The 24,088-nt window shown below is 71.2% G+C and carries 19 protein-coding genes; 4 read left to right on the top strand and 15 right to left on the bottom strand.

The features are described 5' to 3' along the window. Positions 1–691: 691 nt before the first annotated feature. The 14 genes from ACIQRL_RS05200 to ACIQRL_RS05135 all read right to left on the bottom strand — a co-directional run bounded on the left by ACIQRL_RS05200 (position 692) and on the right by ACIQRL_RS05135 (position 19,909). Positions 692–2,026 carry an FHA domain-containing protein gene (locus ACIQRL_RS05200; RefSeq protein ID WP_401327172.1) on the bottom strand — a complete coding sequence of 445 codons (1,335 nt, stop codon included), beginning with the start codon at positions 2,024–2,026 and terminating at the stop codon, positions 692–694. 73 nt (positions 2,027–2,099) lie between these two features. Further along, positions 2,100–3,446, bottom strand: coding sequence for a VWA domain-containing protein (locus ACIQRL_RS05195; RefSeq protein WP_401327170.1), 1,347 nt, complete (start codon positions 3,444–3,446; stop codon positions 2,100–2,102). A 100-nt stretch (positions 3,447–3,546) separates the two neighbouring features. Then, positions 3,547–4,995 carry a protein phosphatase 2C domain-containing protein gene (locus tag ACIQRL_RS05190; protein ID WP_401327167.1) on the bottom strand — a complete coding sequence of 483 codons (1,449 nt, stop codon included), beginning with the start codon at positions 4,993–4,995 and terminating at the stop codon, positions 3,547–3,549. Beyond that, the gene (locus ACIQRL_RS05185) at positions 4,996–7,515 is read right to left on the bottom strand and encodes a tetratricopeptide repeat protein (RefSeq protein WP_401328110.1); all 2,520 of its coding nucleotides are present in this window, start codon (positions 7,513–7,515) and stop codon (positions 4,996–4,998) included. 247 nt (positions 7,516–7,762) lie between these two features. Continuing rightward, the gene (locus tag ACIQRL_RS05180; RefSeq protein ID WP_401327164.1) at positions 7,763–9,097 is read right to left on the bottom strand and encodes a hypothetical protein; all 1,335 of its coding nucleotides are present in this window, start codon (positions 9,095–9,097) and stop codon (positions 7,763–7,765) included. A 78-nt stretch (positions 9,098–9,175) separates the two neighbouring features. Continuing rightward, the gene (locus ACIQRL_RS05175; protein WP_401327161.1) at positions 9,176–10,192 is read right to left on the bottom strand and encodes a glutamate ABC transporter substrate-binding protein; all 1,017 of its coding nucleotides are present in this window, start codon (positions 10,190–10,192) and stop codon (positions 9,176–9,178) included. A 14-nt stretch (positions 10,193–10,206) separates the two neighbouring features. Next, the gene (locus ACIQRL_RS05170; RefSeq protein WP_401327159.1) at positions 10,207–11,700 is read right to left on the bottom strand and encodes a hypothetical protein; all 1,494 of its coding nucleotides are present in this window, start codon (positions 11,698–11,700) and stop codon (positions 10,207–10,209) included. 288 nt (positions 11,701–11,988) lie between these two features. Continuing rightward, positions 11,989–13,023 (bottom strand): N-acetylglucosamine kinase, encoded by a 1,035-nt coding sequence (locus ACIQRL_RS05165; protein ID WP_401327156.1) that lies wholly within the window; start codon positions 13,021–13,023, stop codon positions 11,989–11,991. After that, positions 13,020–14,285 (bottom strand): 6-phospho-beta-glucosidase, encoded by a 1,266-nt coding sequence (locus ACIQRL_RS05160; RefSeq protein ID WP_401327153.1) that lies wholly within the window; start codon positions 14,283–14,285, stop codon positions 13,020–13,022. The genes ACIQRL_RS05165 and ACIQRL_RS05160 overlap by 4 nt, the downstream gene beginning before the upstream one ends. Positions 14,286–14,287: 2 nt before the next feature. Next, entirely contained in the window at positions 14,288–15,181 is an 894-nt protein-coding gene (locus ACIQRL_RS05155) for a carbohydrate ABC transporter permease (RefSeq protein WP_401327152.1), read from the bottom strand. Between the two features lie 3 nt (positions 15,182–15,184). Continuing rightward, the gene (locus ACIQRL_RS05150) at positions 15,185–16,126 is read right to left on the bottom strand and encodes a carbohydrate ABC transporter permease (protein ID WP_401327149.1); all 942 of its coding nucleotides are present in this window, start codon (positions 16,124–16,126) and stop codon (positions 15,185–15,187) included. Between the two features lie 10 nt (positions 16,127–16,136). Next, complete coding sequence (locus ACIQRL_RS05145) at positions 16,137–17,474, bottom strand: ABC transporter substrate-binding protein (RefSeq protein WP_401327146.1); 1,338 nt, start codon at positions 17,472–17,474, stop codon at positions 16,137–16,139. A gap of 59 nt (positions 17,475–17,533) precedes the next feature. Continuing rightward, on the bottom strand, positions 17,534–18,745 hold the full coding sequence (locus ACIQRL_RS05140) for an ROK family transcriptional regulator (RefSeq protein ID WP_401327144.1): 1,212 nt from the start codon (positions 18,743–18,745) through the stop codon (positions 17,534–17,536). A 327-nt stretch (positions 18,746–19,072) separates the two neighbouring features. Next, a complete protein-coding gene (locus tag ACIQRL_RS05135; protein WP_401327141.1) occupies positions 19,073–19,909 on the bottom strand; it encodes a hypothetical protein in 837 nt (278 codons plus the stop codon). Positions 19,910–20,437: 528 nt separating this feature from the next. Between ACIQRL_RS05135 and ACIQRL_RS05130 the strand changes: the two genes are divergently transcribed. The 3 genes from ACIQRL_RS05130 to ACIQRL_RS05120 are packed head-to-tail and all read left to right on the top strand — an operon-like array spanning position 20,438 to position 21,740. Further along, positions 20,438–20,926 (top strand): hypothetical protein, encoded by a 489-nt coding sequence (locus tag ACIQRL_RS05130; protein ID WP_401327138.1) that lies wholly within the window; start codon positions 20,438–20,440, stop codon positions 20,924–20,926. A 56-nt stretch (positions 20,927–20,982) separates the two neighbouring features. Next, a complete protein-coding gene (locus tag ACIQRL_RS05125; protein ID WP_401327136.1) occupies positions 20,983–21,489 on the top strand; it encodes a hypothetical protein in 507 nt (168 codons plus the stop codon). A 35-nt stretch (positions 21,490–21,524) separates the two neighbouring features. Further along, the gene (locus tag ACIQRL_RS05120) at positions 21,525–21,740 is read left to right on the top strand and encodes a hypothetical protein (RefSeq protein WP_401327133.1); all 216 of its coding nucleotides are present in this window, start codon (positions 21,525–21,527) and stop codon (positions 21,738–21,740) included. A gap of 357 nt (positions 21,741–22,097) precedes the next feature. On the opposite strand, the gene ACIQRL_RS05115 is transcribed toward ACIQRL_RS05120, so the two are convergent. Continuing rightward, positions 22,098–23,213, bottom strand: coding sequence for a mechanosensitive ion channel domain-containing protein (locus ACIQRL_RS05115; RefSeq protein WP_401327131.1), 1,116 nt, complete (start codon positions 23,211–23,213; stop codon positions 22,098–22,100). A 273-nt stretch (positions 23,214–23,486) separates the two neighbouring features. Between ACIQRL_RS05115 and ACIQRL_RS05110 the strand changes: the two genes are divergently transcribed. After that, positions 23,487–24,023, top strand: coding sequence for an HNH endonuclease (locus ACIQRL_RS05110; RefSeq protein ID WP_326787747.1), 537 nt, complete (start codon positions 23,487–23,489; stop codon positions 24,021–24,023). Positions 24,024–24,088 lie beyond the last annotated feature (65 nt).

The following is a 24,088-nucleotide window of genomic DNA, read 5'->3' as shown; positions in this document are numbered from 1 at the left end:
GGAAATCACCCGGAACGGCCGTGAAAGCCCTGCTCGGCTCATCCGGCCGGGACGGTGTTCACCGCTCCGCGGCGGCCGCGGCGGCGCTCAGCCCCTGAGGTCCGCCGGGACGGTGTTCAGCTTCCGGGGCGGCCGGGAGGGCGCCCTGTCCCGTGGAGCGGCCGGGGTGGCACTTCAGGCCCCGGGGACCGGTGTGACGGCGTTCAGCCCCCCCGGGGGTGGCCGGGCTGGCCCCGGGGAGTCGGGCCGGGATGCTTACCGGCCCCAGAGTGGCCGAGGTGATGCCCAGACCCTGGTGTGGCAGGAAGGGCGCTGGGCTCTCGGGATGGTGCTTAGCCCCCCGAGTGGCCGGACTGGCGCCCGGCCCCGGCGTATCCGAGGCGCCGCTCAGCCCCCGGGCCGGCTGGGATGCTGCCTAGCCCCCGAGTAGCCAGGCTGCTGCCCAACCCGCGGGGCAGCCGAGCCGGAGCTCAGCCCCCGGATGGCCGCGATGCTGCCCGGCCGAGGGAGTGGCCGGACTGCCGCCCGGCCCCCGGAGCGGCCGGGATCATGCCCAGCCCCGGAGTGGCCGGGATCATGCCCAGCCCCGGAGTGGCCGGGATCATGCCCAGCCCCCAGGGTCCGGCGAGACGGTGTTCAGCCCGCCGGGGTGCCCAGGACGCTGCCCAGCCCCGTGCCGCCCGGGTGAACGTCAGTCGCGGCGGATCGTGATCGTCGTCCAGGCGCCCACGTGTACCCGGTCGCCGTCCTGGAGCTGTACCGGGACGAACGGCTGGATGGGCTCCTCGCCGCCGTTGACCGTGGTCCCGTTCGTCGAGTTCTGGTCGACGACCGCCCAGGTGCCGCCCGGTTGCTGGACCAGCATCGCGTGCTGGTGCGAGACGCCCGGGTCCTCCGGGGGCACCGACAGGTCGATGTCCGGGGATTCGCCGGTGGAGTGCCGGCGGCGGCCGATGGTGATCTGGTTGCCGAGGAGCGGGCGCTGCAGCTCCGGCGAGTACGCGGGCAGGTTCAGGCCCGCGGCCTCGGGCCCGGAGCGCTGCATCATCGCCATGAAGTACTCGCGGTCCGGTGCGATGGTCGCGCTCCAGGACAGAGACTGCTGTTGCTGTTGCTGTTGCTGTTGCTGTTGCTGGTAGCCGGGACCGGGACCGGGCGGGGCCTGCGTGGCGCCGGGCTGCGGGTAGCCGTAGCCGCCCTGGCCCGGGCCGTTCGGGCCGCCCTGACCACCCGGGCCGCCGGGCGGACCGGACGACGGCGGGGGGATCACCCAGTCGTCGTCACCGCCGCCGAAGGCCGGGCCACCGGACTGCGGGCCGCCCTGCTGCGGCGGTCCGCCCTGGGTGAAGGGCGACGGGGGCTGCTGGGTGTAGGCCTGCTGCTGCGCGCCGGGGCCGCCCTGCTGAGGCGGGCGCGACGGGTCGCCGCCGAAGCCCTGCGGACCGCCGTACGGCTGGGCCTGCGGGCCCGGCGGAATCGGTTCGGCCGGCCTGTTCATCTGCGAGGGCCGCGAGCTCTGGTACTCGAACGGGTCGTGACCGGGGCCACCGGCACCCGGACCGCCCGGCTGTCCCGGCCCCTGCTGCTGGAACCGCAGCGCGGGATTCTGGCCACCGGGGCCACCGGGGCCACCAGGGCCACCCTGACCGCCGGGGCCACCCGGACCGCCGTACGGCGACTGCCCACCGGGGCCGCCCGTCGCGCCGGCGGCCGGACGCGGTGCCGCCGGTGTGTACGAGGTCGCGGTGTTGGTCAGGAAGTTCCACCGGCACTCCTCGCAGAACGGCGCCGCCCCCTCACGGGGCGTACGGCACTGCGGGCAGAACTCCGGGTCGACGCCCGGCATTCCGGGCTGGTGGGACCGGCCGCCGGGTCCCGGCGGCGGCGAGCCGGGCGTCGGGTAGCCGTAACCGGCGCCGGGAGGCGGCGGGGGAGGGAGCGGGGGCACGGTACCGGCCATGCGGTGACCGCAGACCTCGCACCAGTCGTCGGAACCCGACTGGTGTCCGTTCGGGCATGTCGGCATGTCGGCGCTTCCCCCTCTCCTCTTCCGGCCGTTGTGACCGGATTTCTCCGGCTCCCCACGGGAACCGGGCTCGCTACTTCTTTACACGAACAGTCTTTGTGGACCGTGTCTCGAGGGTCATCTCGTCAGCCTCTGCGACCCTTGCTTTCAATCGCACAGTACCTGCCGCGACGTCGACCACGTCCACCACCTTCGCGAGCAGTTTCGCAGTATCGGCGTTTCCGGAGGCTCCGGCGAGTTGAACGGCGCGTCCCAGCTTGGCCGTTGCTCCGTCGACATCTCCCGCTTTGCGAAGGTCAAGACCCTGTTGGATGACTTGTGCCAGTTCGGCCTGACCTGTGTAGTGCGCGACCTGTGGGTTGATGGACGTCGAGGCGACCATGTCGTCGGTCCACACGGCCCGTACGAGCCCCTGTGCGCCGAGGTTCTGCACACTGCCGTCGCCCTGCGGGATCACCAGCGAGACCCGGGCGGCGAGCATCTCCTGGCCGACCCCGGCCGTCGGGACCTGGACGCACACGTGGTAGTCGCGCGACTCGTCGCCCCAGGAACCGGTCGGATAGTCGCCCGCGCGCGGACCCGCCTCGGTGCGACGGTCCGTCAGTTCCCCGACGGTGGGCGCCACTTGCTTGACGAACTTGATCTCGGTGCCGACCGGCGTCCACAGCCGCAGGGCCACGTCGGCGACCTCCTTGCCCATGGCCGTCTCCATCATGTGCGTGAAGTCGGCGGCGAGGGCGGCCGGGTCGGCGACGATGTCGGCGGTGCCGAGCAGCGCCGAGGCGATCCCGGTGACCTCCTTCACCTCCCAGTCGGTGCCGACTCCACGCGCGTCACAGGTGAAACGTCCGGCACAGGAGTCGAGCGCGGCCCGCAGGTCCTCGGGCGACTCGTGCTCGTTGCGGCCGTCGGTGAGCACGATTCCGTGCCGGATCGACACCTCCGCCGAGGACAGCAGCCGGTCGGCGAGCCGGAGCCAGGTGCCGATCGCCGTGCCGCCGCCCGCGCTCAGCTTGCGCAGCGCCTGCTTGGCCTGGTCGCGGGTGGCCGTGTCCGCCACCGCGAGCCGCCCGTTGCCCGGATAGACCTCCTTGGCGAGGTGCGTGCCGCCGATCACTGCGAAGTGAACTCCGTCACGCAGGGTGTCGATCGCGGCCGCCGTCGCGTCGCGGGCGTTGCGCATCTTGGCCGGCGGGTAGTCCATCGAGCCCGAACAGTCGACCATGATGGCCACGGCGGCGTCCGGACCCTGCCCCGCCGTGTACAGGTGCGGCGCGGCGACCGCGCTTCCGACGGTGCCGCCGCCGGTCGCGCTCACCGTGACGATCGCGTTGACCTCGCGGCCGCCCTCCGGCAGATACTCGTTCTGGTATACGTCGACCGAGAACTGCGGCACGTTCGACTTCGAGAAATTGGCCATGCCTTCTCTGTCCCCCTAGGGCCTCCGGCTCTGGCGGAGGTGCTGACTGTGTGCGGACCGGTCCCCTCCGGTCCGCGGCCGCCCCCGTTCGTTCGCGGCCTCAGGCCGATCCTGCCCCCTGCGAGGGGGCGGGGAACGGCATGACGGCCACTGTTACGTTGTCGTGGCCCCCGCCGTCCAGGGCGTGGCCTACCAGAACCTGCGCGCTGTGCAGCGGCCTCTCCGCGGCGTCGAGGGGGACGGCCTCGGCCATGTCCTCGGCCGCCTCCGCGTAGTTCCACAGACCGTCGGTGCACACCACGACCACACCCGGCCGGTCCGGCTTGAACGAGACGGTGTGCGGCTCCAGTTCGTAGGCGTCGGCGCCGAGCCAGCCGGTGATCGCGTGGGCCCGCTCGTCGGCGTACGCCTCCGCCTCGTTCATCAGACCCGCGGCGACCATCTGCGCGGCCCACGAGTCGTCCTCGGTGAGCCGGGCCGGCAGCGAGGAGCGGTCGACGGGCACCCAGTAGACGCGGCTGTCGCCGACCCAGCCGACGATCAGCAGGGTCGGTGTGACGACGGCGCCGACGATGGTGCAGGCGGGCGCGTTCACATGCGGCGCGTGCTCGCCCTGAGCGGTGGACGGGTCGGCCAGCGCGTTGACGGCCTCCGAGGCCGCGACGATCGCCTCGTGCATGGCCTGCTGGGGGTGCGTGCCCAGCGGAAGAGCGGCCAGGAGCGACTCGTTGGCCGCTCGGGACGCGGCGAGCGAGGCCTCGTCCGGGCGGGTCGCGGAGGAGACCCCGTCGCAGACGATCGCGACGACCGCGGGGGAGCCGTCGGGCAGCGCGGTCGAGGAGATCGCGAACGCGTCCTCGTTGCGGTGGTGCCGCAGACCACGGTCGCTGACCGCGGCGACCGCGCCCAACTCCTTTTCCATGTGGTCCCGTTCCCGTGGCTGCGCGTGCCCGCAGTTCTCGCAGTAGCCGTCGGTGTCCACCTGGCCCGCACGGCAGGCCACGCACAGCTTGGCGCCCGCGGGGGGAGCCGGGAGCTCGCCGGTCCGGGGATCGGCGGGGACCTCGGGGTCCTGGCCGTCCGCCGGGAGGCCCCGCGCGGTCCCGGCTTCGCCGGCCGGAGGAGCGAGCGGGTACTCGTCGGGCTCCGACGGCCGGTCGAACCGTACGCCCGAGGGCTGTCCGGCGGGCCGCTTGGTGGCGGACGGCCGTACGCCCGCCGGATCCCCGTGCGGGTGCTCCTGATGCTCAGGGTGCGGCAGTTCGGAACCACCCGAATCGGTGCCCCGGATGTCGGCGGCGCGGTGCACCGGCGCGGGCACGTCCGCGCTGCCGGCCTCCGGCACGAGGGGCCAGTCCACGGACGGGACGGCCGGCGGAAGGCCGGCCGAGGTGCCGTTCATGGTGATCGTGGGGTGGTCCCGCGGCGGTGCGGACACCGCCGACAGGTCGTAGCCGCACGCACCGCAGAAACGATCGGCCGCCTCCAGCGGCTCCTCGCAACTGGGGCACCGCGAAAGGGCCGTCGGCTGGGGCATCTGGGACATCAATCACACCCACGTCCGGGGGCGGTAACGGTTCGCACGTTCCACCAGGTCGATCCTCTCCTCGCCGCCCCGCGCGAGCCGGGCCAGCGTCCGGTACGAACGTTCGAGGCCGAAACGGAGGCCACGCTCGTCCAACTCGCTGCCGAGCAGCGCGGGTCCGCCGCCGGAAGCCGGAGCGGAACCCTGGCTACCGGAGAGTACCCAGTCCAGGGCGCAGCCGAGGACCTCCGTCGACAACTGCTCGCGCCGCACCGCGTCCAGACCGAATCCGTCGAGCGCCTCGACCTGCCCGGCGGCCGCCGTCAGTTCGTCCAGGAACGGCTGCGCCGCCGCCTCCGTGACCGGCCGCCGCCGCAGCCGCGCCCGCACGGCGGCGACACGGGCCGCCGTGTAGTGGATCGACGACTCCGGTACGGATTCCAGGGTGCGTACGGCGCCGCCGCGGTCCCCCGCCGCGAGCTGCACCCGGGCAAGGCCGAACGCCGCGCTCACATAGCTGGGGTCGGTCGTCCAGACCAGCCGGTAGTACTCGGCGGCGTTGTCGAGCTGGCCGAGCACCTCCGCGCACACGCCGAGGGCCAGCTTGGGCGCGGGCTCGCCGGGGAAGGCGTCGTAGATCGCGTCGAAGGACAGTGCCGCGATCTCGTTCTCGCCGGTCGCCAGTGCCGTGACACCGCGGTACCAGACCACGCGCCAGTCGTCCGGGTGATCCGTCTCCAGTGCCGCGACGGCCGTTCCCGCACTGCCCAGTTCGCCCATCTCCAGGCGGGCCCGCAGCTCCCGCAGCCGCAGTTCGGGCGACCCGGCCGGCGCCGCCCGCAGCGCGGCGATCAGCTCCGCGGGCGCGGACGCGATGAGCCCCGCGAGGAATCCGGCGTTCGGGTCGCCCGGGTCCACCCGTGGCACCGGCAGCGCGAGCGCGGTGCCCACCGCCTGAACGGGTCTGACCAGTGTGGCGGAGGCCGGCCCGGGAGGCAGCGGACGGATCCCGTTCGTCCCCGCGGGCAGCGGACGCGCGCCCTTCCTCGCCCGTACGGGGACCACGCGGGCCCCCAGCCGCGACACGTCCTCGGCCGTACTCCCGAACAACTCCGTGTCCGTGACCTTGGTCTCGGGCCCGAACAGGGTCGACAGCGCCGGCCGCGCACGCCCCGTCTGGAGCGACACCACCTCGCGCAGCACGCCGGTGAGCTGTTCGGACATCTCCTGCGCGGAGGCGAAACGGCGGGCCGGGTCCGGGTCGGTGGCCCGCACGAGGAGCCGGTAGAACGACTCGTACTGGCGGAAGACCTCGATGTTGTCGGGGTCGGGCAGGGAGTCCACGAAGACGTTCGTGTAGCCCTGGAAGTCGAAGGCGAGGACGGCGAGCGTACGGGCGACGGTGTAGAGGTCGGAGGCGACCGAGGGGCCCACCTCGGCCACCTCGGGGGCCTGGTAGCCCACCGTGCCGTAGATGGCCGACTCGTCGTCGTCCATCCTGCGCACGGCGCCCATGTCGATCAGCTTGAGCTGGTCCTCGGTCTGGATCGCGTTGTCGACCTTGAAGTCGCAGTACAGCAGGTTGCGGCTGTGCAGATGGCCGAGCGCCTCCAGGGCCTCGATGCCGTACGCGCAGGCCTGCTCCACCGGCAGCGGGTCGCGCTTTCCGTCCGCCGTGCGGCGCCCGTTGGCGAGCTCCTTCAGCGACTTGCCGCCCACGTACTCCATGACGATGTAACCGTCCAGCGAACCCGTCCGCTGGTCGAGGTGCTCGACGAAGTTGTAGATCCGCACGATGTTGGCGTGCTCGATCTCCGCGAGGAAGCGCCGCTCGGAGATCGCGGCCGCCATCGCGTCCTGGTCGCCCGTGTCGAGCAGCCCCTTGAGGACCACCCAGCGGTCGGACACCGCGCGGTCGACGGCGAGGTACACCCAGCCGAGCCCGCCGTGCGCCAGACAGCCCATCACCTCGTACTGCCCGTGCACGATGTCACCGGTGCGCAGCTTCGGCACGAACGAGTACGGGTGGCCGCACTTCGTGCAGAACCCCTCGGTGCGACCGGGCCGGTCGCCGCGCGAACGACCCACCGGGGCACCGCAGTCGGAGCGCGAACAGAAGCGTTTGCGCTCGGGCACCTCCGGGTTATCCAGGACCATCCCGCGCGGGTCGGGCCGCGGCACGCCCGGGACCTCGACGAGACCGGCACCGAGCCGGCCCCGCCCGGAGGAGGACGCCGCCGAGCCGGAGCTGCGCACCGACACCGAACGGCCCGTCGAACTGCCCGACAGCGACAGCGACCGGGACAGCCGGCCGGAGACCGAGCGCCGCGACTGGGAGGAGCGCGACGACGTACGCGAGCTGGCGGGTGAACCGCCGCGCGCGCTGCCGCTGTCGTAGCCCCGGACGCCCCCGGCCGCGCCGGTTGGCGCCGAACTCGCCATGCCCTCACCGGAGTTCCGGGCGCTCCCGGACCGGGAGGACCCCGACGCCGACGCGACCGGGGCGAGTCCGCACGTGTCGCAGTACAGCTCGCCGCCGCCCATGTCCTCGTACGACCCCTCGCAACCGGGTCGATCGCAGGTCCGCTCAGCCGCGGGCTGCTCGCCCGTACCCGGCTTCGCCACGCTTCCGGACCGGGAGGACCCCGACGCCGACGCGACCGGGGCGAGTCCGCAGGTGTCGCAGTACAGCTCGCCGCCGCCCATGTCCTCGTACGACCCCTCACAACCGGGCCGTGCGCACTTCTGTTCACTCACCGGCTGCTCACTCACGCCGTATCCCCTTCAACGCTCACGCGTCGGGCCCCCTCCGGTCCGCACGGTCATGAGGCCCGCCCTGCTCGGGCACCTGCGGGCTCAGCAGCTCGACGGCCGCCCGCTGATAGCGCAGCACCGCCTCCTCCGCCACCCGCAGGTCACAGGGAGCGCTCCACAGCATGCGCCGGGCCGCGTCGTAGCGCTCCACCAGGAACGGATCCTCGGCGAAGCCGTGCCGGGCGACCTTCGCCTTGTACGCGTCCAGCCGGCCGCGCAGCTCCGCGCGGACCGCCAGCGGCTGCGTGACCGCTGTCAACGACTCGCGGGCGCGCAGGAGTTCGTCCTCCGCCTTCTCCTCCAGCGCCTCCAGGAGCGGCGAGAGGCGATGCCACTGGGCGTGCCTGCGGTACTCGGCAGCCGTCGCGAGCTGCTCGTGCAGCGCCGTCGGCGGACCGCTGACGGCCGGCACCTCGGACGCGGCGATCTTCGCGAGGACCTCGCCGCGGGCACTGCGCGCCTCGGCGAGCGTGCGGTCCGCGCGGCTGAGCACGTCCCGCAGCTTCACCAGCCGCGCCTCCGCGTCCTGCCGCACGGTGAGCACCGCCTCGATCTCCCGGCGCACCTCCTCCAGGGCGCGCGCCTCACGGTCGTACGCCGTGGTGTCGGGGCGGCCGCCGCCCGGAGCCGAACTCCCCTGCGCGGGAACCCAGAAGGCCAGCGGATCGGAGACGACCCGGTCGCGCAGGGTGGTCAGCGTCCGGGTGATCCGCTCCAGGTCGTCGCCCGAGGGGTGCTCGCCGGGGCGTACGCCCACGGAGTGCGCGAGCGCGCGGGTGCGCTGGAGCTCCGCGGCCAGTAAATCGATCCGGGCGGGCAGCGCGGACCACACGGCGTCCGCGGTGACGACCATGTCGAGCGAGGTCGCGTACAGCTCGTTCATCCGGTCCACCAGCGCGGCCAGCGAGAACCGCTCGCTGAGCTTGCCGGTGCCGGCCAGGGTCGGCGCGTTCGCGGTGGCCGTGGTGGAACCGGCGACCGTGATGCCCGAACCGCGCAGCAGTTCGGTCAGTTCGACCAGGTCCTCACGGCTGGACCAGCGTCTGCGGGAACGGATCTCGCGCGCGGAGCGCAGCGCGTCCGCGTACGCGTCGAAGTACGCCCACAGCAAGGTGATCGACGCGTCCGCGGACGCCCAGCGCTCCTTGGTGGTGCCGGTGAGTTCGGCGCCTTCCAGGAGTCTGCGGCCCGCGTGGTCCTGCAGGGCGAGGAGCGAGGTCTCGATGGCCTCGTGCTCCGCGCCGAGGCGCGCCAGCGCACGGTCCGCCTCGTCCCGGTCCATCACCGGCTCGGGGGGTCCCGTGACGCCCATCGATCACCTCTCGTTCTCGTGCGTTCCCCGCGCGCCGCGTGTGTGCGCCGGGTCAACTCTCCAGTGGTATCAGGTCGGTCACTTGTACTGGGCGACGGGCGGGTTCTCCGAGGGGGAGTTCGCCCCGAGGGTCGGAGCGAGCCACTTGTCGTACGACTGCTGCCAGCCGTTCCTGCGGTAGTCCGCGAGGATCCGGTTGACCCGGCGTACCAGATCGTCGGAGCCCCGTTTCATCGCCACGCCGTAGTACTCGGTGGTGAAGGTGCGGCCCTTGAGCTCGACCGTGGGGTCCTGGGCGGCCTGGCTCGCGGCGAGGGCGCCGTCGGTCACCACCGCGTCGACCTCGCCGAGCTGGAGGCGCACCAGACAGTCGAGCTGGTTGGGCACGGGGGGCGCGATGTCGGCGGAGGGGGCGAGCGTGCCCGCCTTCCGGTCCGCCGTCAGCCGGTCGTACGCGGTCGACCCCGCCGCCGAACAGATCCGCCGGCCGGCCAGGGACTTGTCGTACCCCGTGATGCCGGACTTCGCCGGGGCCAGCACCTGCTGGCCGGTCTTGAAGTAGGGCGCGGAGAACGCGACCTGCTGAAGACGGTCACAGGTGATCGTCATGGTGCGCACCACCATGTCGACCTTGCCGCTCTGGATCGCGGGGATGCGCTGGCTGGTCGGTATGGCCCGGAACTGGACGGCGTTCGCGTCGCCCAGGATGTCCTTGGCGATCGCGTGGACCACGTCGATGTCGAAGCCCTCCAGGTCGCTGCCGGCCTTCGGGTTGTTCGGGTCGCGGTAGCCCCAGTGGTAGCTGTTCTGGTCGACGCCGACGATCAGCCGCCGGTCCTTGCGGTTCTTGATGGCGTCGATCGTCGTCCCGTCCGCGCCGGACGGGGCGAGACTCAGGTTCTGCGGGTCGGAGCACTCGGCGGCCCTGGCCTGGGTGCCCCGGGCCAGGCCCTGCCCGCCGAGGCTCGTGCCGCCGTCCCCGCGCGCGGAGTTCGGCAGCAGCAGCGCGAGGACCAGGGCCGTCGCACAGGCGAGGGCCATCGCGCCCACGCCGCCCCAGCCCTTCAGGCTCGCCCTCAGACGTCGTGCGGTCATCGCCGCTCCCCCTCTCACCGGTACTCCGAAAGCCTGCGCCCGACGCCGAACACCGCGCCCGCCGCGGCCAGCACGGCGAGGACCGCGGCGCCGACCGGGAGGCCGGTCATGGCGCCCAGGCCGTTGCCCGCCGCCCGCTGGAACTCGCTCTCCTCGTGCGCCAGCGCGAGCTTCAGGTTCTGGTCGACGCCGTCGAAGCACTCGCCCGTGGGCTTCTTGTCGGCGGAGCCGATGACCCGGTCGAGCGCGAGCTGGTACTTGCCGTCGTTGTCGGCCGTACGGGCTTCCTGGTGACGCAGCTTCCACACCTTCATGTTGGCGGTCGCGGCCTCCACGGGCTTCTCGCCCGCGGGGTCGTTCGCGAGGTTCGCCGCCACCGCGAGGCCCTGGGTGAGCGCCTTCATGTCCTGGTCGAAGTTGTAGTCGTACAGGTCCACGGTCGTCTTGCCGTCGGCCAGGGTCTTCGTCTCGGCGCCCCGGCTGACCAGGGTGAGGTTCTCGTTGCCGCGGGCCTTCAAGGAGGCGATCTGGGCGTCGTGCAGCACGTTCAGGGAACGGACGCCGTGGTCGTAGGACTCGTTCAGCCCGGACCGGGCGACCGTGTGTCCGACCGTGAGCCACAGCAGCACGACCAGGGACGCGGCGGTGGCGGCGGCCATGCCCTGGTTCAGCACCCGGTTCGTACGGCGGTAGTTGCGCCGCTGGGCCCAGGCGAGGGCGCCGAGCGCGACGAGACCGAGGGCGATCGCGGCCCACGGGTAGGGCTTCGCGTCGGCGTAGTCGGCGCTCAGCCGCTGGTTCTCCCGCTGGTAGAGCCGCTGGGCCTTCGGGAGCATCTCGTGCTGCATCTTGTCGTTCGCGTACCGCAGGTACGCGCCGCCCAGCGGGTAGCCCTGCCGGTTGTTGGCGCGGGCCCGCTCGATCAACCCTTTGTACTCGGGCAGCAGTTGGTTCAGCTCGGAGATGGTCCTGGCCGAAGGGGATCCCGGGTCCGCGCTGTTGGCCGCGGTGATCAGCTTCGCGGCCGCCGTCCTGATGTCCTGTTCGTAGCGCTCGCGCGATGCCTTCGTCTCCTGGCCGCCCGCCAGGAATCCGCTGGAGGCCGCGGTGTTGGCGTCGGCGAGGGAGCGGTAGATGTCCGCGGCGCTCGCGCTCAGCGGCTGGCTGCTGTGCAGCACGTTGTCGGCGGCGGCCGAACGTTCCGTCATCTGCCAGGCGGTGACCGCGCCGAACGCGACGACCAGCAGGGCGAGGACGGCGCCGATGATCCGCAGCCGCCCGGGCTCCGTCGTCGCCGCGGCCCGCAGCCGGTCCACACCCTCCGCCCACGCCGTACGCCGCGGTGTCGCGCCGGGAGCCGGGGGGACGCCGCGGGGGGCGCCGGACCCGGTCCGGGGCACGGGGGAGCCGCCCGGCGGCACGGGAGGCCCGGACTGCGCCGGCACGGCCGGCATCGCCGGCGCGCCCGGCCCCGGTGGCGCCGCGCTGCCCTTCGGCGGGTGTGTCACTGTTGACCTCCCCCATGGTCATCCGGTCGGTCACGCTCGCCGCGGTCGCGGGAAGCGCGGCCCACCGGCGTACGTGCACGGCGGCAAGTATCGCCGCCGGGACCGGCATCCGCACAGGCCTTGCCTGGATCTTGTTCGGATCACGGCGCAGCACGATTCCCCCGCGCCACCCCCCTTCCCATGAACACGTGTTCCGGTTCTGTTTGGTTCCCGCCCCTTCGCGCCAGGTCATGGCGGTACGGGGGCAGTCGTCCACCCGAGCCGGCGTCACCCGCCCCGCGGACCTCCTCAGCCCCGTTCGTAGAACGCCCGCACGCGCGCGTGGATCTCGCCGGCGGCCTGTACGTGGTCCAGGCCCAGGAGCGCCGCTCCCAGGACCGGTGGGGCCGTGACCACGCGGGGGACCGCCTTCGGCGCGCGGGCGGCCAGCAGTTCGTGGATACGGTCGTCGAGCTGGGGATGACGGGCGGCGAGGATGCTGCCGCCGAGCAGGACCGGGGTCTCCTCGGCCAGGAGACCGAGGCGGGTCAGGGCCACCGTGGCCATCGCGACCACCTCCTCCGCGAGCCGGTCGACGAGTCCGCGGGCCACCGGATCGCCGTCCGCCGCCGTGGCGAACAGGACCGGGGTCAGCTCGTGCCGCCGCGCGTTGCCGATGTGCTCCAGGTGCAGCGCCTCGATGAGCGCGTACATGGAGTCCAGACCGAAGTGCGCGGGCAGCGTGCGGGCCAGGGCGGTCGGTCCGCCCCGGCCGTCCTCGGCCCGCGCCGCGTGCCACAGGGCCTCCTCCGCCAGAGCCCAGCCGCCGCCCCAGTCACCGGAGATACGGCCGATGGCGGGGAACCGGGCGGTGCGGCCGTCGGGCCGCATGCCGACGCAGTTGATGCCGGCCCCGCACACCACGGCGACCCCGCGCGGCTCCGCGATCCCGGCCCGCAGGATGGCGAAGGTGTCGTTGCGCACCTCCACCTCCGCGCCCCAGGCGCGCGCCCGCAGCGCGGCCGCCAACTGCTCCTCCTCCACGGGCAGATCGGCGTTGGCGAGGCAGGCGGAGACATGGCCGACCGCGGTGACCCCCGCCTCGGCGAAGGCCCTCCGCACGGCGTCGGCGACCGCGTCCACCGCCGTCTCGACGCCGACCGCGGGGGGCCGGAAGCCGCCCCCGCGCGCGGTGCCGGTCACCCGGCCGTCCGCCGCCACCACGGCGACGTCGGTCTTGCTGTTCCCCGCGTCGATGGCCAGTACGAGGCCCGCGGGACCGGATCCGGCGTCGGCGGGGCCGGACCCGGCGGCCGTCCCGGCGCCGGATTCCGTTGACGTCATGCCCACGCGAGGTGCTCCCGGTTGTGCGCGATCAGCTGGTCGGTCAGGGTGTCGGCGTAGGCGTACTGCCCGATGAGGGGGTGCGCGAGCAGCGCCCGGAAGACCCGGTCGCGGCCGCCGCGCAGGGCGGCCTCCAGAGCGAGGTCCTCGTACGCGGTCACGTTCGCCATGAGACCCGCGTACAGCGGGTCCACGGCCGGCACCGGCAGCGGAGCGGGCCCCTTGGAGCTCACCGCGGCCTGTACCTCGATCACCGCGTCGTCGGGCAGGAACGGCAGCGTTCCCCGGTTGTACGTGTTCACCACCTGGTAGGGGCTGCCGCCCCCGCCGAGCAGCGCGGCGGCGAGGTCGACGGCCGCCTCGGAGTAGTAGGCGCCGCCCCGCTTGGCGAGCAGCTCCGGTTTCTCGTCGAGCGCGGGGTCCCCGTACATCGTCAGCAACTGCCGCTCCATCTGGGCGACTTCGGCGGCCCGGGAGGGCTTGGTGCGCAGCTCCCCGACGACCTCGTCGTGCGCGTAGAAGTAGCGCAGGTAGTACGAGGGGACCACGCCGAGGGTCTCGACCAGGGAGCGCGGCAGACGCAGGTCCTCGGCGACGGCGGCGCCGTGCTCGGCGAGCAGCTTGGGCAGGACGTTCTCGCCCTCGGGACCGCCCAGGCGCACACCTGTTTCCCAGGTGAGGTGGTTGAGGCCCACATGGTCGAGATGCACCTCGGCGGGGGAGACCCCGAGCAGTCCGGCGAACTTCCGCTGGAAGCCGATCGCCACGTTGCAGAGCCCGACCGTCCTGTGGCCCGCCTGGAGGAGGGCGCGCGTCACGATGCCCACCGGGTTGGTGAAGTCGATGATCCACGCGTCCGGGTTGGTACGGCGGACCCGCTCGGCGATGTCCAGCACCACAGGGACCGTGCGCAGCGCCTTGGCCAGGCCGCCCGCGCCCGTCGTCTCCTGCCCGACGCAGCCGCACTCCAGCGGCCAGGTCTCGTCCTGCTCGCGGGCCGCCTGACCGCCGACACGGAGCTGCAGGAGCACCGCGTCGGCGCCCTCCACGCCCGCGTCCAGGTCGGACGTGGTGACGATGCGGCCCGGGTGGCCCTGCCTGGCGAAGATCCGGCGGGCCAGGCCCCCGACCAGCTCCAGGCGTTCGGCGGCCGGGTCGACGAGGACCAGCTCCTCGACGGGCAGGGTGTCCCTGAGCCGCGCGAAACCGTCGATGAGTTCGGGGGTGTAGGTCGACCCTCCGCCGACCACGGTGAGCTTCATGGTTAGCCCTTCACTCCGGTGAGCGTGACACCCTCGACGAACGCCTTCTGCGCGAAGAAGAACACGAGGATCACGGGGGCCATGACCAGGACGGTCGCGGCCATGGTGAGGTTCCAGTCGGTGTGGTGCGCGCCCTTGAACGACTCCAGGCCGTAGGACAGGGTCCAGGCGTTCTGGTTCTCGGAGGCGTAGATCTGCGGCCCGAAGTAGTCGTTCCAGGCGTAGAAGAACTGGAAGAGCGCGACGGCCGCGATGCCCGGCTTCGCCATCGGCAGGACGACCTTCAGCAGCGTCCGCAGGTCCCCGCAGCCGTCCACCTTGGCCGCGTCCAGGTACTCGTTCGGGATGGTCATCAGGAACTGGCGCAGCAGGAAGATGGAGAACGCGTCCCCGAACGCCATCGGGATGATCAGCGGCCACAGCGTGCCGGACAGGTCGAGCTGCTTCGCCCAGAACAGGTACATCGGGATGATCACGACCTGCGGCGGCAGCATCATCATCGAGATGACCAGCATCAGCGACAGATTCCGGCCGCGGAAGCGGAACTTGGCGAGCGCGTAGGCGACCGGGATCGACGAGACGACCGTCAGGACGGTGCCGGCACCGGCGTACAGCAGCGTGTTCTTCCACCAGGTGAGGAAGCCCGGGGTGTCGAAGACCTTCTTGTAGTTGCCCCACTCCCAGGTGTGCGGGATCAGATCGCGGCTCAGTGCCTGGCTGTCGCTCATCAGCGAGGTCAGGAACACGAACACGAAGGGCAGCACGAAGAAGAGGGCGGCCGCGAGACCGAGGGAGTGGATCGCGACCCACTCCAGGAGGGCCTTGCGGCGGGCGGTGCGCTCGGCGGGGGAGACCTGTGCGGCCAACTCCACCGGCTTGTCGAGTACTTGAGTCATCGGTCAGTCACCTGCCTGGATGAGACCGCCCCGGCGCCGCATCAGGAACGCGGTGAACACCATGGACAGGGCGAACAGCACGAGCGCGACCACACAGGCGGAGCCGTAGTCGAAGCGCTGGAAGCCGAGGTTGTAGACGAGCTGGGGCAGGGTGAGCGTCGACTTGTCGGGATAGCCGGGCTCGAACTGCGTACCGGCGCCCTGGATGACGCCCGAGGCGACCTTCCCCGCGATCAGCGGCTGCGTGTAGTACTGCATGGTCTGGATCACGCCGGTGACCACGGCGAACATCACGATCGGCGAGATGTTCGGCAGGGTGACGTACCGGAAGCGCTGCCAGGCCGAGGCACCGTCCAGTTCGGCGGCCTCGTACTGCTCCGTCGGTACGTCGAGCAGGGCGGCCATGAAGATGACCATCAGGTCGCCGATGCCCCACAGGGCCAGCAGGGTCAGGGCCGGCTTGGACCAGGCGGGGTCGTTGAACCAGCCAGGAGCCGGGATGCCGGTCTTCTCCAGAAGCGAATTGACCGGCCCGGTACCGGGGTTGAGGAGGAAGGCGAAGGCCATGGTGGCCGCCACCGGCGGAGCGAGGTAGGGCAGGTAGAAGAGCGTGCGGAAGACACCCGTGCCCGTCTTGATCTTCGTGATCAGCAGTCCGACACCGAGTCCGAACAGCACCCGCAGCGTCACCATGACGAGGACCAGCCACAGGGTGTTGCGCAACGCGGGCCAGAACAGCGGGTAGTTCTCGAAGACGTAGGTCCAGTTCTTCGTTCCGCTCCACGTCGGCGGTTTGAAGCCGTCGTAGTGCATGAAGGAGAAGTAGACGGTCGAGATCAGCGGGTAGGCGAAGAAGACCGCGAAACCGATCAGCCAGGGCGACATGAAGGCGAGGGTCCGCAGCGCCGAACGGCGGCGCTTCGAAGCCAGCGTGACAGTACTCATCGGCGTGCGGCTACTTCGCCTGCGCGATGTCCGTGTCGATCTGCCGGGCGGTGGACGCGAGGCCCGCCTTCAGATCCTTGGTCTTGCCGCTCTCGTAGTCGTATCCGAACTGCTGGATCGTCACGAGGTAGGTACCGCCGTTGATGGACGCCGGAGTCGTCGTCGAGTTCGGGTTCGACGCGATGTCCAGGAACGTCTTGAACCGCGGGTCGTACTTCAGCTTCGGCGACTTGAGGGCCGCGAGCGTCGAGGGCACGTTGTGGATGTCGTTGGCGAAACCGACCACCGCGTCCGTGTTCGTGGTCATGTATTTGACCAGTTCCCAGGCCGCGTTCCGCTTCTTGCTGGTGGCCGCGATGCCCGCGATGGTTCCGGTGATGTAGCCCTTGCCGTACTGGTCCGCCTGGTCGTCGGGGACGGGCAGCGGGGCGACGCCGATCTCGAAGCCGGGCTTGGCCTCCTCCGCCATGCCGAGCCGCCACTCGCCGTCGAGCTGCATGGCGACCTGACCGGTGTGGAACGGGTGCTTGGGGCCCCATTCGTCACCGAGCTTGGAACGGTAGGTCTCCAGCTTCTTGAAGCCGCCGAGTTCGTCGACGAGCTTCTTCTGGAGGGTGAACCCGGCGGTGAAAGCAGGGTCCTTGGCGATGTTCGACTTGCCGTTGCTGTCGAAGTACGTCGGTGAGAACTGCCCGAAGTAGTGCTCGGTGGTGGACTCCCAGCCATGGTAGTCCGGCATGAAGCCGAGCTGGGAGTACGAGTCGCCCTTGGAGACGGTGAGCTTCTTGGCGTCGTTCTCGAACTCCGACCACGTCTTCGGAGGGCCGGCGATCCCGGCCTTCTTGAACGCGTCCTTGTTGTAGTAGAGCCCGTACGCGTCACCGAGCAGTGGCACCGTGCAGCGGTTGCCGTCGAACTGGGTGTACTCGTTCATCGCTTTCGGGAACGTCGTCTCGGGGTCGATGTCCGCCTTCTTGAAGAAGGGGTTCAGATCGATGAAGGCACCGGACGAACAGAACTTGCCGACGTTGTTGGTGGTGAAGGAGGAGACCACGTCGGGGGCCTTGTCGCCGCCCGCGCGCAGTGCCTGGTTGATCTTGTCGTCGGTCATGTTGCCGACGATGTTCACGTGGATGTTGGGGTGCGCCTTCTCGAAGCCCGCGACCAGCGACTTCACGGCCTTGACCTCGTTCGGCGCGCTCCAGGCGTGCCAGAAGTTGATCGTCTGGTCCTTGGACGCGTCGTCGCTTCCGCCCGTGCTCGATTGACCGGTACAGGCGGTGGCGAGGAGGGCTATCGAGGCGGAGGCGGCGAGGGCCACAGCCGCCTTTCGGGACATTCCGGGCATGGCGAGATCTCCCTGCGAGGGATGGGACGGGACGGGGGAGTTGCGGGCTTGGGGCGGGTTCAGCGGGAGGTGTCGAAGACCTCGTCGCGGGTGGCTGCCAGGGCGCTCTCCAACGCGCCGCGCAGCACGGGGTGTTCGTGTACGTCGCCGACGACGAGGCGCGGCCGGGACGCGGCCAGCTCCTCCAGCTCGGCCTGGACCAGGGCGCGCAGCGGTTCCCCGCCCGCGGTGAGCGACGATCCGCTGAGGACGACGAGTTCGGGGTCGAGCACGGAGACCAGGGAGGCCAGACCGGTGGCGAGCCCGGTCGCGTAGGTCTCCAGGAGCTGCCGGTAGGGGCCCTCGTCGACGGCGGCGGCCCGTTCGACGACGGTGGCCGCGACCTCGGCGTAGGGGCCTGTGGGCAGGTCCTTGATGCCGAGTTCGCGGGCGAGCTTGGGGATGGCCTGCGAACCGGCCAGCTCCTGGTAGCCGCCGCTGTTGGCCCGGGTCACCTGGCGCACCAGGGGCGCGCCGGGCACCGGCAGGAAGCCGACCTCGCCGGCGCCGCCGGTCCAGCCGCGGTGCAGCCGGCCGCCGAGGACGAGCGCGGCGCCGAGACCGCCCTCGTTCCACAGCAGGACGAAGTCCTCGTGGCCCCGGGCGGCGCCGAGGCGCTGCTCCGCGATGGCGACGAGGTTGACGTCGTTCTCGTACTCGACGGGCATGGGCAGCGCGGCCGCCAGTTCGTCGAGAAGCGTCGGGGTGTGCCAGCCGGGCAGGTGGGAGGCGTACCGCAGTCGCCCGGTGTTGGGGTCGAAGGCGCCGGGGGTGCCGATGACCAGGCGTCGGACGTCGTCCCGGGCGAGCCCGGCGGCCTTCACCGCGCCGTCGAGCGCGTCGGTGACCTGGCGTACGACGGGCTGGGCGGGGCGGCGGCCCGGGGTGGGCAGTTCGTACTCGCCGACCGTCCGGCCGGTGACGTCGGCGACGGCGGCGAGGATGCGCTCGGGGGTGACGTCCAGGCCCGCCGCGTGGGCGGCGCCCGGATTGACCTCGTACAACTGGGCGCTGGGGCCCGGCCGTCCCTCGCTGGTGCCGGTGGCCAGGACGAGCCCGGCGGCTTCCAGCCGGGCGAGGAGCTGCGAGGCGGTGGGCTTGGACAGGCCGGTGAGCTTCCCGATCCGGGTCCGGGAGAGCGGTCCGTGCGCGAGCAGCAGATCGAGGGCGGCGCGGTCGTTCATCGCGCGGAGGACGCGGGGAGTGCCCGGCGTGCCGGCGGATCCTGCCATGTCTGTCGCCACCTGCCCTTCTTGGCCGACCAGCTTCCCCGAGGTGCCTTCGGAAGTCCACCGCAAGATCATTGTTAGGAAAGTTTCCTATTGCTGGTGCGAGGAAGGTAGGCCGGACTGGTCAGAGGCGTCAAGAGAAACCGCCCCCGAGGCAACAGAGTCGTTACCTGGGGGGCGGGGGTTGAGGGTGGGGCCGACCGGATCGAGTCCGACGTGCGGGTTTCCTCGCCGGTCGCGAAGCCGCCCCCGCCGCGGACGAACTCGTCTGCGGCGGGGGCGGCTCGGGGCCGACCTGGGGAGGGGGCGGCCCGGGAGGGTTGGACTCGGTTACTTCACGTCGACGTAGTCGCCCGTGGCCGTGGCGGTGCCCGTGGTGGTCGTGCCCGCGAACGTGTAGCGGTAGGTGCCGTCGGCCGCGGCCTTGACCGTGGTGGTCAGCGCGCCCGCGGTGCCGGACGTCACCGTCTTGACGGTCTTGTAGGCGGTCGCGCCCTTGGCCTTGAACTGGAGGGCGACCGGCTGGCCCTTGTAGCCGGCGTACTTCATGGTCGCCCAGTCGGCGCGGGTCAGCGCGCCCTTGACGGTGAGGGTGCTGCCCTTCTTCACCGGCTCGGGGGTGGCGTCGGTGGTGAGCCTGGCTGCGCGCTTGACCTGGGCGGTGCCGGGGAGGCCCCACATGTCGTAGTCGAAGCTGAAGCCGATGTGGTTGCCGGAGTCCTCGGTGGTCGAGGTGGAGCGGCCGTAGAAGCCGGCCGCCTTCCAGGTACCGGCGTCCGCCGCGTCGAAGAAGTAGTCCTGGGGCGCGATGGAGATGACCTCGGTGCAGGACGCGGTGACCGTCGTGGCGGTCGTGGCCGTCGTGGTGCACCTCGAGGGTGCGTCCGGCTCCATCTCGTTCTGCAGCCTCGAGAGCGAGGTTCCGCGGTACAGGGCGATGCCCGCCTCGGTCGTCAAGCCGTCGATGACGAGGCCGGCCGGGCGGACCAGGGTGTACTTGACCGGGACGTTCACCGTGGCGGCGGTGCCGGCGACGATCGCCTTGCCGTTGTTGACCACCACGTTGGAGAAGGTGAGGTCCGGAGTGGCGGCCGACGCGGACGGCACGGCCAGGGCGGACAGGGCCAGGGCGCCGGAAACGACGGCGCCTGTGGCGTACTTGCGCATGGACTTCCCCACATTCGAAGCGGGCCCCCGGGCGTTGAGCTCCAGAACAAGGGCCTGCTGTTGGGGCGACAGTAGACGGTTGAACAATGTGGCTGAAATGCGGGGTTCGTGTGAAGGGGATCGCGTCTGCGGGCGCGCGGGTGATGGGTGGAGTGGGGCTGGCGTCACGTCAGTGACGGGGTGCTCGGCGGCCATCACGGCTTCGTCACGATCGGCCGGTGTGAGGTGGGCTGATCTGCAGGGTTTTGTAGCGATGCGACCCCTTGAGAGCGGGCGCCCGGCCGCTCGCGTGACGGTGGCTCAGGCGCTCCGGAGCCACCGTCACAGGATCTCCTTCTTATGATCCGCCGCATGAAAGCGAACCGTTCGGCGTGGGCTGTGGCGACCTGTCTGGTCGCGGCCTTCGTCGTGTCGTGCGGGGGCGGTGATGGCGTGAATCGTTCGGCTCCAGGGGGACGTTCCCGGGTGGCACCCCCGGCGTCCAGTGCCTCACCGGACTGCTCCAAGGCCTCCATACGGTGGGGCAAGGTGACGGTGGGCGAGAAGCTGATCGCCGTTTCGCAGTTGGTGACGGTGGAGGAGGGCCAGAAGCGCGGGTGGTCCGAGATGTCGCCCCACCACGTGCGGACCGTGACGTCCCGTATCGAGGCCGGCGGTATCGGTGTGCCGACGCGGCGCGTCTTCGCCTCGCTGGAGAAGCGGCTCGGGTACGACTCGCCGACCTTCGAGAGGCCGGGGGCATCGACGTCCGCCCGGCTGGAGAAGGATGAGCTCGGCCGTGTCGACTACCTTGGGCATCCCGGGCATTTTGTCGAGGCCGCGGCAGTGAGAGTCGTCGACGCGAGCTTCGCGCTCGATTGTTCAGGCACCCACGGCGTCACCGGCACACCCGTCTACGGCACCCTCACCTCGTGGTACGGGAACAGCGAGGCCTCGATGGAGTGCGGGATCGTGCCGGACAGGACCAAGTGGTTTCGGGAGGCGTACGACCTGGTGTGCCCGGTGGGTCACTCATGAAGTTGCTCATGGCGTGCTGGCGCGCGGCAGCGACCAAGTGGATGAAGCTGGCCTTCATGACGATGTTTCTCCGCTTCGCGGACCACGGTCTCACATGGGAAACCGTGGTCGAGAACCTGCTCGTCAAGCCTCTGGTGTGGGGGATCCTGTCGCTCGGGCTGGCGGCCTTCGCGGTGCGGTCGCTGCGGCGCCGGGCCCGTGCGACCGGGATCGCCCTCTCCGTCGGAGCGCTGGACCAACGGCAGACGCACCTACTGCGCCCGGTGTCGTTCTCGGACGGGTGGCAGGAGCGGGTCCGCGGGGAACTGCTGGCTTCGAAGCGGGTGTTCCTCGTCATCGGGGACTTCCACCAGGAGATCCACTTCCGGTGGCGTCCGGGACGGGGCGACCGGTCCGTCCTGGGGTCGATGTCCGTCGACGCGCTCTCGGGAGACGTCGTCCTCGACGTCCGGGACGACGAGGGGCTGCTGGGGGTGGCCGGACTCGGCAAGGGGGCCTCGTTCACCGCGATGTGCCAGATAGCCGGGGCCACCGGGCTGGTGTCCGGGAGCGCGCGTGGCTGATCCGTCGAACCTTCGAGGACCTGCAGAAGGCCTTCGTGCGGGCCGGCGATGAGGACAGCGTCGTACCGATCCGGATGTTCTACCGGCAGTGGGGCGTCGTCGTCGAGATCGAGCGGCACCCGGAGATGGCACGTCGCCTGCACGCGGCCGAGCAGGCGATCAGCAGCCCGGACCCGGCGGTACGGGACCGTGCCGTCCGTGAGGCCGGTGAGATCGTGCGGGCCGCGCACCGTGAGGTCGCCGGTGGCTGACTGGCGCCGAGAGCCGTTTCAGGACGACCTGTCGGACGGGCTCCCAGAAGTGGCGCACGCCGCGGTCGAGCGGCCGGCCAACGAGATCGCCGTACGTGAGTCGATGGCTTTTCTGGAGGGGCCGCCTACACAGGGCCTGGGCCGGGCGTCCGGACCGAGAGCAGCGGGGCGCTCATCTCGGACTATCTGACCGATGTGCGCGGGGAGCGGATCGTAGTGGTGCAGGTGAAGCCGGTTCGGCTGATGCCGGAGCTTGTGGGCCCGCCCACATGGACGAAGGGGCGGCACCCGGAACATCCGGGTGCCGCCCCTCTCACGCACGGCCGGTGCTGTCCCGGCCTCTTGCCTGCAGTCGGCCTACTTCGGCGCGCCCGACGGAGCCGGGACCGAGCCGGGGGCCGGGATGGGGGCCGTCGCCTCCGACTGGGGGGAAGCCGGGTTCCCCAGGGCCGACGGGGCCGCCACCGCGGCCGTCGGGTCGAGGGGCTCCTCGTCCACCGGTGCCGTGGGGCCGCCCACGATGCGGATGTCCGCCGCGTCGAAGGCGCGCTTGATGCGCCAGCGCAGCTCGCGCTCCACGGACATGGCCTTGCCGGGCATCGTCTTGGCCGAGACGCGGACCACCATGGAGTCGAGGAGGACGCTGTCCAGGCCCAGGATCTCGATCGGGCCCCACAGGCGCTCGTTCCAGGGCTCTTCCTTGCTGATGGTCTCGGCGACGTCGCCGATCACGGAGCGGACGCGGTCCAGATCCTCCGAGGCGCGGACCGTGACGTCCACGCCGGCCGTGGCCCAGCCCTGGGAGAGATTGCCGATCCGCTTGACCTCGCCGTTGCGGACGTACCAGATCTCGCCGTTGTCGCCGCGCAGCTTGGTCACGCGCAGGCCCACCTCTATGACCTCGCCGGAGGCGACGCCCGCGTCGATCACGTCGCCGACGCCGTACTGGTCCTCGAGGATCATGAAGACCCCGGAGAGGAAGTCGGTGACCAGGTTGCGGGCGCCGAAACCGATCGCGACACCGGCCACACCCGCCGAGGCGAGCAGCGGGGCCAGATTGATCTCGAACGTGCCGAGGATCATCAGCGCGGCCGTACCCATGATCAAGAAGGACGCGACCGAGCGCAGCACCGACCCTATGGCCTGGGAGCGCTGCCGGCGGCGCTCCACGTTGACCAGCAGACCGCCGAGCGCCGTGCCGTCGACGGCCTGGACGGTGCGGGTCATACGATCGATGAGCTTGGTGATCGCCCGCCGCACGAACACTCTCAGTACGGCGGCGACCACCAGGATCAGCAGGACGCGCAGACCTATGGCCAGCCAGGTCGACCAGTTCTCCTCCACCCAGCTCGCCGCGTGGGTCGCACTTTCCTGGGCGTCCTGAAGCGTGGGGGTCACCGGACCGGTCGACGTCGAGGGAGACGGCGACGGGGTCGAACCGGCGGCCAGGGCCAATAGGACGGGCAGGGACACAGCAGGTACCTCCAGGCGTAGCGGTCTGCCCGCGGCCGGGGACACGAGAGGGATGCCGTCGGGGCAGAACTACAACCCTAACGGGGCAACGCGCGAGGCTCGTTGCCATGTTCAGGGGAGAGACCGTGCTCACCTGGGGATGATGGGGGTGTGGTCGAAAACACTCCCAGCCCGTTACCGGGACATGGTGGCGCTTCCACCAGGCATGAGGAGAGACTGGCTACAGATCGTCCCGGCGCGAGCCACGCGCCGCCGGCGTACAAGGAGGCATCCGTGCCGCACGTCCTGGTCCTCAACGCGTCGTACGAGCCGCTCGGCGTCGTACCGCTCCACCGCGCGCTCGTCCTCGTCCTTGAGAACAAAGCCGTCTCTCTCGAGGAATCCGGCGCCTTCATGCACAGCGCGACCGTTACTGTCCCCGCACCCAGCGTGGTCCGGCTGAAGAGGTTCGTACGGGTTCCCTACCGAGGGCCCGTCCCGCTGACCAGGCGAGCTCTGTTCGCCCGTGACGGCGGCCGGTGCATGTACTGCGGTGGCGTCGCAACCAGCGTCGACCACGTCATCCCGCGCTCACGCGGAGGTCAGCACGCCTGGGACAATGTGGTGGCGTCCTGCCGCCGCTGCAACCACACCAAGGCCGACCGCCATCTGGTCGAGATCGGCTGGCGCCTGCGCCACAAACCCGCCCCGCCGACGGGGCTCGCATGGCGCATCATCGGAACAGGGCACAGGGACCCACGCTGGATGCCCTACCTGCAACCGTACGGCGCGGACGACGCCATGGCCCGGATCGACGGCATTTCAGCCTGACGATCCGGGCTTTTGCGTTGGCGGCGGCACCCTTGGGCGCCTGTTCCGGCTCCCCGGGAGGACCC

Origin of the sequence: Streptomyces sp. NPDC091209 (assembly GCF_044757755.1) — a bacterium.
GTDB lineage: Bacteria > Actinomycetota > Actinomycetes > Streptomycetales > Streptomycetaceae > Streptomyces.
The sequence above is the reverse complement of the archived record's forward strand: the minus strand, read 5'-3'. Positions and strand labels throughout refer to the sequence as shown.

What these genes read in the sequence shown, in the direction of transcription:
- ACIQRL_RS05200 (WP_401327172.1), bottom strand. Translation starts at nt 2,026, where the DNA reads ATGCCGACATGCCCGAACGGACACCAGTCGGGTTCCGACGACTGGTGC.
- ACIQRL_RS05195 (WP_401327170.1), bottom strand. Translation starts at nt 3,446, where the DNA reads ATGGCCAATTTCTCGAAGTCGAACGTGCCGCAGTTCTCGGTCGACGTA.
- ACIQRL_RS05185 (WP_401328110.1), bottom strand. Translation starts at nt 7,515, where the DNA reads ATGGGCGGCGGCGAGCTGTACTGCGACACGTGCGGACTCGCCCCGGTC.
- ACIQRL_RS05180 (WP_401327164.1), bottom strand. Translation starts at nt 9,097, where the DNA reads ATGGGCGTCACGGGACCCCCCGAGCCGGTGATGGACCGGGACGAGGCG.
- ACIQRL_RS05175 (WP_401327161.1), bottom strand. Translation starts at nt 10,192, where the DNA reads ATGACCGCACGACGTCTGAGGGCGAGCCTGAAGGGCTGGGGCGGCGTG.
- ACIQRL_RS05165 (WP_401327156.1), bottom strand. Translation starts at nt 13,023, where the DNA reads ATGACGTCAACGGAATCCGGCGCCGGGACGGCCGCCGGGTCCGGCCCC.
- ACIQRL_RS05160 (WP_401327153.1), bottom strand. Translation starts at nt 14,285, where the DNA reads ATGAAGCTCACCGTGGTCGGCGGAGGGTCGACCTACACCCCCGAACTC.
- ACIQRL_RS05155 (WP_401327152.1), bottom strand. Translation starts at nt 15,181, where the DNA reads ATGACTCAAGTACTCGACAAGCCGGTGGAGTTGGCCGCACAGGTCTCC.
- ACIQRL_RS05150 (WP_401327149.1), bottom strand. Translation starts at nt 16,126, where the DNA reads ATGAGTACTGTCACGCTGGCTTCGAAGCGCCGCCGTTCGGCGCTGCGG.
- ACIQRL_RS05145 (WP_401327146.1), bottom strand. Translation starts at nt 17,474, where the DNA reads ATGCCCGGAATGTCCCGAAAGGCGGCTGTGGCCCTCGCCGCCTCCGCC.
- ACIQRL_RS05140 (WP_401327144.1), bottom strand. Translation starts at nt 18,745, where the DNA reads ATGGCAGGATCCGCCGGCACGCCGGGCACTCCCCGCGTCCTCCGCGCG.
- ACIQRL_RS05135 (WP_401327141.1), bottom strand. Translation starts at nt 19,909, where the DNA reads ATGCGCAAGTACGCCACAGGCGCCGTCGTTTCCGGCGCCCTGGCCCTG.
- ACIQRL_RS05125 (WP_401327136.1), top strand. Translation starts at nt 20,983, where the DNA reads ATGACGATGTTTCTCCGCTTCGCGGACCACGGTCTCACATGGGAAACC.